Annotated in this window: 10 protein-coding genes; 9 read left to right on the top strand and 1 reads right to left on the bottom strand. The window is 74.4% G+C overall.

What is annotated here, in order from left to right; genetic code table 11:
* Positions 1 to 173 precede the first annotated feature (173 nt).
* From ACFV8H_RS03425 to ftsY, 5 genes are all read left to right on the top strand, one after another.
* The gene (locus tag ACFV8H_RS03425; RefSeq protein ID WP_380396321.1) at positions 174 to 1,535 is read left to right on the top strand and encodes a hypothetical protein; all 1,362 of its coding nucleotides are present in this window, start codon (positions 174 to 176) and stop codon (positions 1,533 to 1,535) included.
* Positions 1,536 to 1,659: 124 nt separating this feature from the next.
* Positions 1,660 to 1,959, top strand: coding sequence for an acylphosphatase (locus ACFV8H_RS03420; RefSeq protein WP_380396320.1), 300 nt, complete (start codon positions 1,660 to 1,662; stop codon positions 1,957 to 1,959).
* A 411-nt stretch (positions 1,960 to 2,370) separates the two neighbouring features.
* The gene (locus ACFV8H_RS03415; protein WP_030243474.1) at positions 2,371 to 2,574 is read left to right on the top strand and encodes a hypothetical protein; all 204 of its coding nucleotides are present in this window, start codon (positions 2,371 to 2,373) and stop codon (positions 2,572 to 2,574) included.
* 157 nt (positions 2,575 to 2,731) lie between these two features.
* Positions 2,732 to 6,331 carry a chromosome segregation protein SMC gene (gene smc, locus ACFV8H_RS03410; protein WP_380396319.1) on the top strand — a complete coding sequence of 1,200 codons (3,600 nt, stop codon included), beginning with the start codon at positions 2,732 to 2,734 and terminating at the stop codon, positions 6,329 to 6,331.
* A gap of 47 nt (positions 6,332 to 6,378) precedes the next feature.
* Positions 6,379 to 7,599, top strand: a complete 1,221-nt coding sequence (gene ftsY, locus ACFV8H_RS03405; protein ID WP_380396318.1) for a signal recognition particle-docking protein FtsY — start codon at positions 6,379 to 6,381, stop codon at positions 7,597 to 7,599.
* 126 nt (positions 7,600 to 7,725) lie between these two features.
* Here ftsY and ACFV8H_RS03400 read toward each other — a convergent pair whose 3' ends face one another.
* Positions 7,726 to 8,403 carry a bifunctional DNA primase/polymerase gene (locus ACFV8H_RS03400; RefSeq protein WP_375891758.1) on the bottom strand — a complete coding sequence of 226 codons (678 nt, stop codon included), beginning with the start codon at positions 8,401 to 8,403 and terminating at the stop codon, positions 7,726 to 7,728.
* A 595-nt stretch (positions 8,404 to 8,998) separates the two neighbouring features.
* Here ACFV8H_RS03400 and ACFV8H_RS03395 point away from each other — a divergent pair.
* From ACFV8H_RS03395 to ACFV8H_RS03380, 4 genes are all read left to right on the top strand, one after another.
* Entirely contained in the window at positions 8,999 to 10,495 is a 1,497-nt protein-coding gene (locus ACFV8H_RS03395) for a hypothetical protein (protein WP_380396347.1), read from the top strand.
* Between the two features lie 333 nt (positions 10,496 to 10,828).
* Entirely contained in the window at positions 10,829 to 12,226 is a 1,398-nt protein-coding gene (locus tag ACFV8H_RS03390) for an ammonium transporter (RefSeq protein ID WP_380396317.1), read from the top strand.
* The gene (locus tag ACFV8H_RS03385; protein WP_350508264.1) at positions 12,226 to 12,564 is read left to right on the top strand and encodes a P-II family nitrogen regulator; all 339 of its coding nucleotides are present in this window, start codon (positions 12,226 to 12,228) and stop codon (positions 12,562 to 12,564) included. The genes ACFV8H_RS03390 and ACFV8H_RS03385 overlap by 1 nt, the downstream gene beginning before the upstream one ends.
* 175 nt (positions 12,565 to 12,739) lie before the next feature.
* Entirely contained in the window at positions 12,740 to 15,175 is a 2,436-nt protein-coding gene (locus ACFV8H_RS03380; RefSeq protein WP_380396316.1) for a [protein-PII] uridylyltransferase, read from the top strand.
* Positions 15,176 to 15,181 lie beyond the last annotated feature (6 nt).

The raw sequence follows: 15,181 nt of genomic DNA, 5'->3' as shown, positions 1-15,181 counted from the left end.
GTACGTCCGGCCGCCTCATGCGGTTCCCGCGCCCCACCCGTATCGGGGTCGACTGGGGGAAATGTCATCCGCGAGAAGGGGAGCCGTCCGGCCGGACGGCGGGGAATCTTGTCATCACCAGTATGCGAAGGGTATGGCGTGCTCCGCCGCTGGTCACGGTAGCGTCGGGGGTTATGAGAACCCTTGCACGACGTTCCCGGGGCGCCGGGCCACTTGCCCTGGTGGCGGCGCTGCTCGGGGCGCTGCTCATGTTCGCCCCGGCGGCCTCGGCCGCCGGTGGTCTGAGCGACGCCGCGGCCACCCTCAAGACGGGCCAGGTCTACGTCGCCCCGGCGATGCAGGACCGGTTCAGTCAGGCCCAGGCGGACGCCCTGACCAAGAAGATCGAGAAGGCCGACAAGCCGATCTTCGTCGCGGTCGTCCCCGACAGCGCCAACAAGGACACCATCTTCAAGGACCTGCGCGCCCTGGTGGGCATCGACGGCGTCTACGCCGTCTGGCTCGGTGCCGACGGGTTCAGGGCGGACGCGGACGGCGGCGCCATGAAGCCGAACGTGGTGAAGAACCTCTACGGAGCCGTCTCCCGCGCCCACGGCGGCGACATCAACGCCACCCTGAACGACTTCGTCGACCAGGCCGCCCCGCAGACCAAGGGCACCGGGGTCAACCACAGCTCCTCGACCTCGATCGCCTGGGTGATCATCCCGGTCCTGCTGCTGGCGCTGGCCGGCGCCGGTGTCTTCTTCCTCTTCCGCCGCGCCAAGAAGCGCAAGGAGGAGCAGGCCCGGGCCGAGCTGGAGCAGCTGCGCCGCGTCGTCGACGAGGACATCACCGCCTTCGGCGTCGAGCTGGAGCGGCTCGACTTCAACCCGCGTGCCGCCGACGCCGACGACGCCCAGCGCACCGACTACAGCCACGCCCTGGACTCGTACGAGAAGTCCAAGCGGCTGATGGAGGAGGCGAAGAAGCCCGAGGACGTCAAGCAGGTCACCGAGGCGATCGAGGAGGGCCGGTTCCAGCTGGCCACCCTGGCCGCCCGGCGCGAGAAGCGCCCGCTGCCCGAGCGGCGCCCCCCGTGCTTCATGGACCCGCGGCACGGCCCGTCCGTCAAGGACGTCGACTGGGCCCCGGCCGGCGGCTCCGCCCGCCCCGTCCCGGTCTGCCAGGCCGACGCGGACCGCGTCGCGGCCGGCCTCGACCCGGCGGTGCGCACCGTCGACACCGAGCACGGCCCGCAGCCGTACTGGAACGCGGGCCCGGCCTACGCGCCGTACGCCGGCGGGTACTACAGCGGCTTCGGCGGCGGCAGCCTGCTGGGCGGCCTGCTGGTCGGCACCATGCTCGGCTCGATGATGAGCTCCCCGGCCTACGCGGCGGCCCCGATGATGGAGGGCGGCCACGGCGGCTACCAGGACCAGTACGAGGGCGGCGACTTCACCGGCGCCGACTTCAACTCCTCGGACTTCGGCGGGTTCAGCAGCTCCGACTTCGGCGGCGGCGGTGGCGACTTCGGCGGCGGTGGCGGGGACTGGTGACCCGCTGATCCGCTGATCCGTCCGCGATCCCCACGGCCCCGCCGGTTCCGACCGGCGGGGCCGTTCGCCGTCCCCGGCAGGCCTGGAGCGGTGACCTGCCCCGGGGCCCGTTAGGGTCGGGGGCATGCACGGTCGCGATGCCCACAGTGATGAACCGGTCCGGGTGACCGCCTGGGTCCGGGGGAAGGTCCAGCAGGTCGGGTTCCGCTGGTGGACCAGGGCGCGGGCGCTGGAGATCGGCCTGACCGGCTATGCGAGCAACCTCGGCGACGGCCGGGTGCAGGTGGTGGCCGAGGGCCTGGCCGCCGACTGCGAGCTGCTGCTGGCCCAGCTGCGCGGCCCCGACACGCCCGGCGCGGTGAGCGGCGTGACGGAGATCTGGACCGCCGTCGGCGCAGGTTACGAGGGTTTCGAGATCCGCTGAGCCGTCGCCCCGCAGGGCGCCGCCGTCGCGCCCCGGAAATGATCGGCAACCGTCGGTGTCATACGGTTGCCATTCGGGCAGACTCGTGGTTGACTCCGCATCGAACGATGATCCACGAGCACGTGGTGGACCCGGGCCCGAGACCCCCAGGCGTGACGACACCGCCGGGCAGGTGACAGGGGCGCGGTAGCGTGCGGTGATCGTGTTGACCCTTTCCGTCTTTGGTGAGACGCTTGAAGCCCGCGCACACGATCGCGTTCCCCGGCAGGCGCATGCTCTCGTGAGCCCAGCTCACGGCGGTTGTGCCGTAGTGCCCAGCCAGCACTTCCGGTGCGCGCCGCGCGTGCGTCCCCCTTCCCCCTAGACCTGTACCGTTCCGGTTCGGTCACTCAGCGTGGAGGACCATTCATCATGGCAAAGGCGCTTCTCGGGTACGTCGGCGGCCCCGACCCGCGAATGCTCTCCGAGATGCGACGGCTTCAGCAGCGCGTCCAGGATCTTGAGTCCGAGCTCCTTCGGATGCAGGCTGAGAACGACGCGCTCACCGCTGTCGCTGACGAGCACTCGCTGCTCAACAGCATCGATCTGGACCAGCGGGAGCCGGCTCTCACCTGAGCCCCGCCCCGGTCCTCCCAGATCGACGCCGCTGTGCACTGAGCCGCCCCGAAAGGGACGCAGCTTTGCAAGGGACGCCCGGATGTGGCGTCCCTTCGTCGTGTCGGACTGCGGATACAGTCGGTTCCCGTCGTGAGCGAATGAGGGGACCGGCCGCGTGCACCTGAAGAGTCTGACGCTGCGCGGGTTCAAGTCCTTCGCCTCCAGCACCACCCTGCGCTTCGAACCGGGCATCACCTGCGTGGTCGGCCCGAACGGCTCCGGCAAGTCCAACGTGGTGGACGCGCTGTCCTGGGTGATGGGTGAGCAGGGCGCCAAGTCGCTGCGCGGCGGCAAGATGGAGGACGTCATCTTCGCCGGGACCAGCGGGCGCGCCCCGCTGGGCCGCGCCGAGGTCAGCCTCACCATCGACAACGCCGACGGCGCCCTGCCGATCGACTACGCCGAGGTGACGATCACCCGGACCATGTTCCGCAACGGCGGCAGCGAGTACGCGCTCAACGGCGAGACCTGCCGCCTGCTGGACGTCCAGGAACTGCTCTCCGACTCCGGCATCGGCCGCGAGATGCACGTCATCGTCGGGCAGGGCCGGCTCGACTCCGTCCTGCACGCCGACCCGATGGGCCGGCGCGCCTTCATCGAGGAGGCGGCCGGCGTCCTCAAGCACCGCAAGCGCAAGGAGAAGGCGCTGCGGAAGCTGGACGCGATGCAGGCCAACCTCAACCGGGTCCAGGACCTGGTCGCCGAACTGCGCCGCCAGCTCGGCCCGCTCGGCAAGCAGGCCAGGGTCGCCCGCCGGGCCGCCGGCATCCAGGCCGACCTGCGCGACGCCCGGCTGCGGCTGCTCGCCGACGACCTGCTCGCCCTGCGCCGGGCCGTCGAGGCCGAGGTCGCCGACGAGTTGGCCCTGCGGCTGCGCCGGACCACCGTCGAACAGGAACTGGCCGGGGCGGTGCAGCGCGAACGCGTGCTGGAGGCGCAGGTCCAGCAGCTCGGGCCGGGCCTGGAGGCCGCCCGGCAGACCTGGTACCGGCTCTCCGCGCTCGCCGAACGCACCCGCGGCACGATCGGACTGGCCGAGGCCCGGGCCCGGCACGCCGTCGCCGGGGGCACGGTCGAGGAACGCCGCGGCCGGGACCCGGAGGAGCTGGAACGGGACGCCGAGCGGGTCCGCGAGGAGGAGGCCGCACTCGCCGAGGCGCTGGAGGAGGCCCAGTACGCGCTGGCCGAGGCGGTCGAGCACAAGAGCGGACTCGAATCCGCGCTGGCCGCCGAGGAACGCCGGCTGCGGGACGCCACCCGGGCCATCGCCGACCGCCGGGAGGGCCTGGCCCGGCTCCAGGGACAGGCCGCCGCCGCCCGCTCCCGGGCCGGTTCGGCGCAGGCCGAGCTCGGCCGGCTCGCCGAGGCCAGGGACGAGGCCCTGCTGCGCGCCGGGGCCGCCCAGGGCGAACTGGACGAGCTCCAGCAGCAGGTGGACGGCTCGGCCGCCGAGGACGGACGGGCCGAGGACGGCTACCAGCGGGCCCGGGCCCGGCTGGCCGAGGTCGAACGGGAGCTGGCGGCGGCCCGGGAGGCGGCCGGAGCCGCCGAACGCGAGCGGGCCGCGCTGACCGCGCGGCACGAGGCGCTCTCGCTCGGACTGCGCCGCAAGGACGGCACCGGCGCGCTGCTGGACGCGGGGGAGCGACTGGCCGGCGTGCTCGGCCCGGCCGCCGCGCTGCTGCGGATCGAACCCGGCTACGAGGTGCCGCTCGCCGCCGCGCTCGGCGCGGCCGCCGACGCGGTGGCGGTCGACTCGCCCGGCGCCGCCGCCGGGGCGCTGCGGCTGCTGCGCGCCCAGGACGCCGGGCGGGCCGCGCTGTTGGTCGCCGGGGCCGCCGAACTGCCCCGGACCGAGGGCGAGTTGCCCGAAGGAGCCCGCTGGGCCGCCGAACTGGTCGACGGGCCCGCCGAGTTGATCGCCGCCGTACGCAACCGACTGGCCGGGGTGGCCGTGGTCGCCGACCTGGACCAGGCCCTGCGCCTGGTCGCCGAACGCCCCGCACTGTCCGCCGTCACCGCCGAGGGCGACCGGCTGGGCGCCGGCTTCGCCCACGGCGGCTCCGCCGGCGCGCCCAGCGAGCTGGAGACCCGGGCGGCGGTGGACCGGGCCGCCCGGGCGATCACGGAGGTCGACCTGCGCTGCGCCGAGTCCGCCGGGCGGCTGGCCGAACTCACCGCACTGCGCGGGGAGTCGGCCGCCGAACTGGAGCGGCTCGGCGAACAGCGACGGCAGGCCGAGCAGGAGCGGGCCCGGGTGGCGGGCTCGCTCGGCCGGCTCGGCGGGCAGGCCCGGGCCGCCGCCGGGGAGGCCGAACGGCTCTCGGCCGCCGCCGCGCGGGCCGAACAGGGCCTGGCCGAACTGCTCACCGCCGCCGAGGAACTGGCCGAACGGCTGGCCGTCGCCGAGGAGTCGGCGGACGCGGGGGAGGACGAGCCGGACCGGGCCGAGCAGCAGCGGCTCACCGAGGCCGCCTCGGCCGCCCGGCAGGCCGAACTGGAGGCCCGGCTCTCGGTGCGCACCCACGAGGAGCGGGTCCGCGCCCTGACCGGCCGGGCCGACCAGCTGGACCGGGCCGCCCGCGCCGAGCGCGAGGCGCGCGCCCGGGCCGCCGAGCGCCGCCGGCGCGCCGAGCACGACGCCCGGGTGGCGAACGCCGTCGCGGCGGGCGCCCGGCAGCTGCTCGCCTGCCTGGAGGTCTCGCTGGCCCGCGCGGACGCCGGGCGGGCGGCCGTCGAACAGGCGCTCGCCGAGCGGGAGCGCGAGCTCCGGGAGCACCGCGAACACGGGCGCGGGCTCAAGGAGGAGCTGGACAAGCTGGTCGACGCCGGGCACCGGGACGAGGTGCTGCGGGCCGAGAAGCGGCTGCGGATCGAGCAGTTGGAGGCCCGCGCGCTGGAGGAGTTCGGCATCGACGGCGGCGAGCTGCTGGCCTCGTACGGGCCGGACCGGCCCGTACCGCCCTCGGCGGCGGAGGACGGGCAGGAGCCGGGGGAGCCGTACCCGTACGTCCGGGCCGAGCAGGAGAAGCGGCTGTGGGCCGCCGAGAAGGCGTACCAGCAGCTGGGCAAGGTCAACCCGCTGGCGCTGGAGGAGTTCGCCGCGCTGGAGGAGCGCCACACCTTCCTCGGCGAGCAGCTGGACGACCTCAAGCGCGGTCGGCGCGACCTGCTGGACATCGTCCGGGACGTGGACCAGCGGGTCGAGCAGCTGTTCAGCGCCGCCTACCACGACACCGCCGCCCAGTTCGAGGGCGTCTTCGCCCGGCTCTTCCCCGGCGGCGAGGGGCGGCTGGTGCTGACCGACCCGGACGACATGCTCACCACCGGGGTGGAGGTGGAGGCCCGTCCGCCCGGCAAGAAGGTCAAGCGGCTGTCGCTGCTGTCCGGCGGCGAGCGCTCGCTGACCGCGGTGGCCCTGCTGGTGGCGATCTTCAAGGCCCGGCCCAGCCCGTTCTACGTGATGGACGAGGTGGAGGCGGCGCTGGACGAGACCAACCTGCGCCGGCTGGTCGGGATCATGGAGGAGCTCCGGGAGAGCTCCCAGCTGATCGTGATCACCCACCAGAAGCTGACCATGGAGTCCGCCGACGCCCTGTACGGCGTGACCATGAAGGGCGACGGGATCTCCCAGGTGATCAGCCAGCGGCTGCGCGAGGAGCACCGGGAGCGCCGGGAGCGGCGGCCGACAGGCCTCCGTACGGTGACGGTCTAGCCGCGCTGCGGTCCGGAACGGCTCCGGTCACGGATACTGGAGCGGTTATGGAATACGTGATCCTTGCCGTAGTCATCGCCGTGGTCGCCGTCGGCGCGATCGCGGGCCTCGTCGTTTCCGGCAGACGACGCCAGCAGCTGCCCCCGAAGTCGCAGGCGCCGGTCATCACGGCGCCGAAGACCACCCCGCAGGAGCCCCAGGTCGGCGAGGAGGCCGCGCCGCCGACCGACGAGCCCCGCCGTACCGTCGAGGAGGTGCCGCTCCCCGAGGCCGTCGAGCCCGCCGAGGAGGTGGTGGTCGAAGCCCCGGCCGAGGCCGAGGCGGCGCCCGCCGTCGAGGTCCCCGAGCCCACCGCCGGCCGGCTGGTCCGGCTGCGCTCCCGGCTCTCCCGCTCGCAGAACTCGCTGGGCAAGGGCCTGCTCTCGCTGCTCTCCCGCGAGCACCTGGACGAGGACACCTGGGAGGAGATCGAGGAGACCCTGCTCACCGCGGACGTCGGCGTCGCCCCGACCCAGGAGCTGGTCGAGCGGCTGCGCACCCGGGTGAAGGTGCTCGGCACCCGTACCCCCGACGAGCTGCGCGCCCTGCTGCGCGAGGAGCTGGTCGAGCTGGTCGGCAAGGACGCCGACCGCACCGTCCGCTCCACCAAGCACGAGGAGGGCCCGGCCGTGGTCCTGGTCGTCGGCGTCAACGGCGTCGGCAAGACCACCACCACCGGCAAGCTGGCGCGCGTGCTGGTCGCCGACGGCCGCACCGTGGTGCTCGGCGCGGCCGACACCTTCCGCGCCGCCGCCGCGGACCAGCTGCAGACCTGGGGCGAGCGGGTCGGTGCGCGCACCGTGCGCGGCCCGGAGGGCGGCGACCCGGCCTCCATCGCGTTCGACGCGGTCAAGGAGGGCATCGCCGAGGGCGTCGACACCGTGCTGATCGACACCGCCGGCCGGCTGCACACCAAGACCGGCCTGATGGACGAGCTGGGCAAGGTCAAGCGGGTCGTCGAGAAGCACGGCCCGGTGGACGAGGTGCTGCTGGTGCTGGACGCCACCACCGGTCAGAACGGCCTGATCCAGGCCCGGGTGTTCGCCGAGGTGGTGGACATCACCGGCATCGTGCTGACCAAGCTGGACGGCACCGCCAAGGGCGGCATCGTGGTCGCGGTCCAGCGCGAGCTGGGCGTGCCGGTGAAGCTGATCGGTCTGGGCGAGGGTGCGGACGACCTGGCGCCGTTCGAGCCGGGTGCGTTCGTGGACGCGCTGATCGGGGACTGACCGGGACCTTCCCGTCGGTCGGGGTCCGCTCCTTCGGGGGCGGGCCCTTTCGCCTGTCCGGGGTCCGGGGAGCCGGGGGGCGGGTGCCGACGTCCGGCGTCCGATGTTCGGCGTCCGGGAGGAGTCCTACGAGGCGATCCAGGCGGGCTCGGCGGTGCGCTCGCGGCTGCGGTGGCAGGCGTACGCGAGGGTGCCGAGCAGCAGCCGGGCCTCGGGCGGGCAGCCGGCGTTGTCGCGGGTGGGGCGGCGCAGCCAGCGGACCGGGCCGAGCTCGCCGAGCACGGTGGGCGGGGCGGCGACGTAGCTGCCCTCGCCGTGGCAGGTGAGGTCGAGCGCGGCGTCGTCCCAGCCCATCCGGTACAGCAGGTCGGGCAGTCGGCGGGCGGTGCCGGCGGAGACCAGGAACTGCAGTCGGCCGGTGGGCGGGGCCAGTACCGGGCCGACCTGGGTGCCCATCCGCTCCAGCCGGACCAGGGCCTGGAGGCCGGCCGGCTCGGGGACGTCCAGCACGTCGAAGGCGCGGCCGGTGGGGAACAGCACCGAGCCCTCGGCGTCGGCGGCGTCGGCCGGCCCGGTGGTGCCGGGCACGGGGTGCAGGCCGGGGGCGGCGCAGCGGCGGGAGCCGCAGGGACAGCGGGTCGGGGCGGTCGCGCCGGCGGCCGGTTCGCCGGTGGCGACGGTCCAGCCCCAGCGGCCGGTGTACTCCGCGGCGGCCCGGGACGCGGTGACCTTGGTGCGGCGGCGCGCGCCCAGCGGTGCCAGCCGCAGGTGCCCCAGTCGAAGTTCGCCGAACAGGTTGTCCATGCCTCCCCCAACAGGTTCTCGTTGCCGATGGTTACGGGACGGTGACTGTGTGTTGATTGTCCGGTGTGTGGTGCGTGGTGCGGTGGCGGCGCGCAGCGCTTGGCGTGCGCCTGTTGTGGCGGTGTGCCTCGGGCGCCGCCTTGTGGGGGCGGCGCCGATGCCGGATCGTCGTGTGCGCGGGACGGTTGCCGTCCCGAGTGGGCGCCGAACTCGCCTGGGACTGCGATGGATTGCGGGGTCTGCCGGGTCTACCGGGGTTGGCCGGGGGACTTGGCGGCCCGCATATGCCGGACCGTCGCGACTACCCAGTCAAGCGTGTGCCCCCGGGGTTCGGTTCACTCCTGGGGGTGGCGAAAGGTGGCGTTTCGCCAGGGGCGCTCCCACGGGTGCCTCACGGGGCACTACGTTCAGCACACGGACGTCGTCGAAGCGCCTGCTCCGAGCCGTCGGGGAACGGGAGTTGGGGATCTGACGGACCGTCCGGGACGATGGCACACCAGTACGACGAGCGGTACCGCGAGGGCAGGACCAGCGGCACCGCGACACCTCAGGCACGGCACGTCTGGCAAGAGCCCGCAACCGTCGGGCGGTCACGATCGGGGGCCCCGCAGGGGCCGGGCGGGATGGGGACGTTCCCATGGCAGAGAAGCAACCCAACGAGAAGCTGACCACGTGGTTCGCCCGCAGCGGCTGGTCCAAGGGTGAGTTGGCCCGCCAGGTCAACCGCCGGGCCCGGCAGATCGGCGCCCACCACGTGTCCACCGACACCTCCCGGGTGCGCCGCTGGCTCGACGGGGAACAGCCGCGCGAGCCGATCCCCAAGATCATGTCCGAGCTGTTCTCGGAGCGCTTCGGCTCGGTGGTCTCGGTCGAGGACCTCGGCCTGCGCGCCGCCATCCCGGTCTCCACCGTCGGCGGCGGCGTCGACCTGCCGTGGAGCGCCCCGCAGACCGTCCAGCTGATCAGCGACTACTCCCGCAGCGACCTGATGCTCAACCGCCGGGGCTTCCTCGGCACCTCCCTCGCGCTGACCGCCGGCGCCGCGCTGATCGAGCCGATGCAGCGCTGGCTCACGCCCGGCCCGACCGGCGTCCCCACCCCGATCCTCACCGCGGCCAACGGCGGCGAGGCGTTCACCGGCCGGCTCTCCGAGCCGGAGCTGGAACTGCTGGAGCAGACCACGGTCATGTTCCGTCAGTGGGACGCCCAGAACGGCGGCGGGCTGCGCCGCAAGGCCGTGGTCGGCCAGCTCCACGAGGTCACCGACCTGTTGCAGGAGACGTACAGCGAGGACACCACCAAGCGGCTGTTCCGGCTCACCGCCGAACTCGCCCACCTGGCCGGGTGGATGTCGTACGACGTCGGGATGCACCCGAGCGCGCAGAAGTACTACGTGCTGGCGCTGCACGCGGCCAAGGAGGCCGGCGACCGCCCCTTCGGCGCGCTGATCCTCACCGACATGAGCCGCCAGATGATCCACCTCAACCGGGGCGAGGACGCCCTGGAGCTGATCCACCTGGCGCAGTACGGCAGCCGGGACACCGCCACCCCGCGGCAGCAGTCCCTGCTGTACGCGATGGAGGCGCGCGCCTACGCCACCATCGGCGAGATCAACCGCTGCGCCCGGGCGATCCGGCTGTCCGAGGACACCTTCACCGACATCCGCGACGGTGACGGCGACCCGGACTGGCTGAAGTTCTTCTCGCCGGCCGAGCTGAACGCCGAGAACGCCCACTCCTACCGGGACCTCGCGTACCACTCGGACAACGCCCAGCTGTACGCCTCGCTGTCGGCGCCGGTGATGGAGCGCGCGGTCGACCTGTTCCGGCAGGACGACGACCACGTGCGGTCGTACGCCTTCAACCTGATCGGCATGGCCAGCGTGCACCTGCTGCAGCGGGAGGCCGAGGAGGCGGCGAGGTACGCCGAGCAGGCGGTCGACATCGCGACCAAGGTGCGCTCGGAGCGGCTGAACTCCCGGGTCCGCAAGACCACGGAGGCCGCGGCGGCCCGGTTCCAGGGCGTGGACGCGGTGAGCCGGCTCAAGGAGCGGGTGGTCCAGGACATCCCGGAGTTCGTCTCGGTGGTCTGAGCGACTCCGGCGGGGCTCCACCGACCGTGACGGCCGCCGCCGTCACGGTCGGTGGTACGTCGGGGCCGGCCCGGGTGGGGCCCAGCGCGCCCGGGCGGTGCGGTGAGGCGGTACCGGGCGGTGCGGTGAGGCGGCACGGTAACCCATCCGGCCCCGCGTCCGGGCCGCGGTTCACGTGCCCGTAACCCGCGCGACGCACGCGTCACGGCCGCGAAACAACCGGTCGCACTGGCCGAAACCAGCCTTCGGCACTCTCCTCTTCATCGCCGCCACCCCGGGTGGCACGGGACAGGTACCCGGGGGTGGAGCGGCACTCACGCAGAGGAGACGCCGATGCCGGACGGCTTCAGCGCGGGCGACACCGCCTTCGTACTCATCAGTGCGGCCCTGGTCATGGTGATGACCCCGGGCCTGGCCTTCTTCTACGGGGGCATGGTCAGGGCCAAGAGCACACTGAACATGCTGGCGATGAGCTTCCTCTCGCTCGGCATCGTCAGCGTGCTCTGGGTGCTCTACGGCTACTCGCTCAGCTTCGGGCCCGACTCCTTCGCCGGTCTGATCGGCAACCTGGACTTCCTCGGGATGCGCAACATCGGGCTGAACGAACTCACCGGATCGATCCCGGTCACGGCGTTCGCGGTCTTCCAGCTGATGTTCGCGATCATCACCCCGGCGCTGATCAGCGGTGCGATCGCGGACCGGGCCAAGTTCTCCGCCTGGGGCCTGTTCATCGCGCTCTGGGTGACGGTGGTCTACTTCCCGGTCGCGCACTGGGTGTTCTTCTTCGACAACGGCAACGGCGGCTGGCTGGGCGACCGCAACGGCGTGATCGACTTCGCCGGCGGCACGGCCGTGCACATCAACGCCGGCGTCGCGGGCCTCGCGCTCTGCCTGGTGCTGGGCAAGCGGGTCGGCTTCAAGAAGGACCCGATGCGCCCGCACAGCCTGCCGCTGGTGATGCTCGGCTCCGGGCTGCTCTGGTTCGGCTGGTTCGGCTTCAACGCGGGCTCGGCGCTGGCCGCCAACGGCGTGGCCGCGATGGCGATGGTGAACACCCAGGTCGCCACCGGTGCGGCGCTGGTCGGCTGGCTGGTCTTCGAGAAGCTCAAGCACGGCGCGTTCACCACGCTGGGCGCCGCCTCCGGCGCGGTGGCCGGGCTGGTCGCGATCACCCCGGCCTGCGGCTCGGTCAGCCCGCTCGGCGCGGTGGCCATCGGCCTGATCGCGGGCGCCGTCTGCGCCGCCGCCGTCTCGCTCAAGTACCGCTGGGGCTTCGACGACTCGCTCGACGTGGTCGGCGTGCACGCGGTGGGCGGGGCGATCGGCTCGCTGCTGATCGGCCTGTTCGCCACCGGCGGGGTCGGCCAGACCGCCAAGGGCCTGTTCTACGGCGGCGGGCTCGGCCAGCTCGGCAAGCAGGCGATGGGCGTGGCGGTGGTCGCCGCGTACTCCTTCGTGCTGTCCTGGCTGCTGGCCAAGGCGGTCGACAAGCTGGTCGGCTTCCGGGTCCCCGAGGAGGTCGAGGTGGCCGGCATCGACCAGGCCGAACACGCCGAGTCCGCCTACGATTTCAGCGCCGTCGGCGCGGGGCTGGCCCGGGCGCTCCCGACCGTGGGCGCCGGTGCCGCGCCCGGCGGGAAGCCCGCCGGGAAGCCCGCCGACCCGCCCGCCGGAAAGTCCGCCGACACGTCCGTCGGGACGTCCGTTGAGAAGACCGAGGTCGACGCCTGATGAAGCTCATCACCGCCGTGATCAAGCCCTACCGCCTGGACGAGGTGAAGGCCGCGCTGCAGGCCTTCGGGGTCCACGGCCTGACCGTCACCGAGGCCAGCGGCTACGGCCGCCAGCGCGGCCACACCGAGGTCTACCGGGGCGCCGAGTACACCGTCGACCTGGTACCGAAGGTCAGGATCGAGGTCCTGGTCGAGGACGAGGACGCCGACGACCTGATCGACGTCCTGGTGAAGGCCGCCCGCACCGGCAAGATCGGCGACGGGAAGGTGTGGAGCGTCCCGGTCGACACCGCCGTCCGGGTCCGCACCGGCGAACGCGGCCCGGACGCCCTGTGAGGCACTGACCGATCCGGCGGATCCGCCCCCTGCCCGGGGCGCGGGTCCGCCCGTCGGCGCATCCCCGCTCAGCCGTACGACGGCTCGGCCCCGCGACGCCCGGCCCCGCGACGGCCCAGCCCCACCGGCCGGCCCCCACGACGGCTCATCCGCACCACGGACGGGACCCACGCGCATGACCACCGAGACCAGCTCCTCCGACCCCCTCGGCCACGCGGCGGCCAGGACCGCGCTGCTGGAGCGGCCCGGGCTGACCGGCCGCCCGCGCCGGGCCGCGCTCGCCCGGCTCACCGACGACTGGCTGGCCGCGCTGCTCGCCGACGCCGGGGCCCCGGCGTCCGGTGTCGCGCTGGTCGCCGTCGGCGGCTACGGCCGGGGCGAGCTGTCCCCGCGCAGCGACCTGGACGTCCTGCTGCTGCACTCCGGCCCCGTCCCGCGCGAGCTGCCGGAGCGGATCTGGTACCCGGTCTGGGACACGGGCGCCAAGCTCGACCACTCGGTGCGCACCGTCGCCGAGGCCCGGGCGGTGGCCGCCGCCGACCTCAAGGCCCAGCTCGGCCTGCTGGACGCCCGGCACCTGGCCGGGGATCGGGAACTCACCGCCGCGCTGCGTTCCGCGGTGTTCACCGACTGGCGCGCGAGCGCCCCCGTGCGGCTGCCCGAACTGCGCGAGCTGGGCCGGGAGCGGGCCGAGCGGCACGGCGAACTGTCCTTCCTGCTGGAGCCCGACCTCAAGGAGGCCCGGGGCGGTCTGCGCGACCTGGTCGCGCTGGACGCCGTCGCCGCCACCTGGCTGGCCGACGCGCCCCGGGACGGCCTGGACACCGCCGCCCTGCGCCTCGCCGACGTCCGCGACGCGCTGCACCTGGTCACCGGCCGGGCCACCGAGCGGCTCGGCCTCCAGGACCAGGACCAGGTCGCCGAGCGGCTCGGCGTGCTGGACGCCGACACCCTGCTGCGCCAGGTCTACGAGGCCGCCCGGACCATCGCCTACGCGAGCGACGTCACCTGGCGGGCGGTGGACCGGGTGCTCGCCGCCCGGTCCGGCCGCGGCCGCCGGGCGGTCCGGCTGGGCTTCCCGTTCACCGGCGCCGGGCGGGGCGCCGGCGCGGTGGCCCGGGGCGCCGTCGCCCGCCGCCCGCTCGCCGAGGGCGTGGTCGAGCAGGACGGCGAGGCGGTGCTCGCCCAGGCCGCCCGCCCGGCCGCCGACCCGGTGCTGCCGCTGCGCGCCGCGGCCGCCGCCGCGCAGAACGGGCTGACCGTCTCGTACGCGACGGTGCGCCGGCTGGCCGCCGAGTGCCGCCCGCTGCCGGTGCCCTGGCCGGACGAGGCGCGCGAGCAGCTGGTGACCCTGCTGGGGGCGGGGGAGGCGGCCGTCCCGGTGTGGGAGGCGCTGGAGGCGGAGGGGCTGGTGACCAGGCTGCTGCCGGACTGGGAGCGGGTCCGCTGCCGTCCGCAGCGCAACGCGGTGCACCGCTGGACGGTGGACCGGCACCTGGTCGAGACCGCGGTCCGGGCCGCCGCGATGACCCGCCGGGTGGCCCGACCGGACCTGCTGCTGGTGGCCGCGCTGCTGCACGACCTCGGCAAGGGCTGGCCCGGCGACCACAGCGAGGCCGGCGAGGTGATCGTCCGCGACCTGGCCGTGCGGATGGGCTTCCCCGCCGAGGACACCGAGACCCTGGCGGTGCTGGTCCGCCACCACCTGACGCTGGTGGACACCGCCACCCGGCGCGACCCGGACGACCCGGCCACCGTCGAGACGATCACCAAGGCGGTCGGCACCCTGCCGGAGCTGGAACTGCTGCACGCCCTCACCGAGGCCGACGCGCTGGCCACCGGCCCGGCCGCGTGGAGCAGCTGGCGGGCCTCCCTGGTGGACGGCCTGGTGGCCCGGGTCGCCGCGCAGCTGGCCGGCGGCGGGGCCGCCCCGGTGGAGGCGGAGCCCGGCGCGGAGCAGGAGCGGCTGGCGGTCGAGGCCGCCCGCACCGGCGCCCCCGCGCTGTCGCTGCTGGCCCAGGCCGAGGGGGCGGACCCGGGCACCGAGCCGATGGGCGTCGAGCTGAACCTGGCCGTCCCGGACCGGCCCGGGCTGCTCGGCACGGTCGCCGGGGTGCTGGCGCTGCACCGGCTGACCGTCCGCTCGGCGGGCCTGCGCGAGCTGGACCCGATCGGCGCCGGCCCGGTGCTGCTGCTGTCCTGGCGGGTGGCGGCCGAGTTCGGCGAGCTGCCGGAGGCGGCCCGGCTGCGCGCGGACCTGCGCCGGGCGTTGGACGGCTCGCTGGACGTCTCCCGCCGGCTCGCCGAGCGGGACGCCGCCGCCCCGCGCCGCAAGGGCATCCCGACCCCGCCGCCGCTGGTCACGGTGGCGCCCGCGGTGGCCTCGGCGACCGCGACCGTGCTGGAGGTCCGGGCGCACGACGCCCCCGGGCTGCTGCACCGGATCGGCCGGGCGCTGGACGGGGCGGGGGTGCGGGTGCGCACCGCGCACGTCTCCACGCTGGGGGCGGAGGCGGTCGACTCCTTCTACCTGACCGATCCGGCCGGCCTGCCGCTGGCCGCCGAGCGGGCCCGGGAGGTGGCGGCGGCGGTCCGGTCGGCGCTGGGCTGAGGGCCT

It is taken from the genome of Kitasatospora sp. NPDC059827, assembly GCF_042731675.1.
Lineage (GTDB): Bacteria > Actinomycetota > Actinomycetes > Streptomycetales > Streptomycetaceae > Kitasatospora.
Note: the sequence above shows the minus strand (reverse complement) of the source record. Positions and strands in the feature narration are given on the sequence as shown.

Excerpts from the sequence above, each read along its gene's own strand:
- ACFV8H_RS03415 (WP_030243474.1), top strand. The coding sequence starts at position 2,371 with ATGGCAAAGGCGCTTCTCGGGTACGTCGGCGGCCCCGACCCGCGAATG.
- ftsY (WP_380396318.1), top strand. The coding sequence starts at position 6,379 with ATGGAATACGTGATCCTTGCCGTAGTCATCGCCGTGGTCGCCGTCGGC.
- ACFV8H_RS03425 (WP_380396321.1), top strand. The coding sequence starts at position 174 with ATGAGAACCCTTGCACGACGTTCCCGGGGCGCCGGGCCACTTGCCCTG.
- ACFV8H_RS03420 (WP_380396320.1), top strand. The coding sequence starts at position 1,660 with ATGCACGGTCGCGATGCCCACAGTGATGAACCGGTCCGGGTGACCGCC.
- ACFV8H_RS03390 (WP_380396317.1), top strand. The coding sequence starts at position 10,829 with ATGCCGGACGGCTTCAGCGCGGGCGACACCGCCTTCGTACTCATCAGT.
- ACFV8H_RS03400 (WP_375891758.1), bottom strand. The coding sequence starts at position 8,403 with ATGGACAACCTGTTCGGCGAACTTCGACTGGGGCACCTGCGGCTGGCA.
- ACFV8H_RS03380 (WP_380396316.1), top strand. The coding sequence starts at position 12,740 with ATGACCACCGAGACCAGCTCCTCCGACCCCCTCGGCCACGCGGCGGCC.
- ACFV8H_RS03385 (WP_350508264.1), top strand. The coding sequence starts at position 12,226 with ATGAAGCTCATCACCGCCGTGATCAAGCCCTACCGCCTGGACGAGGTG.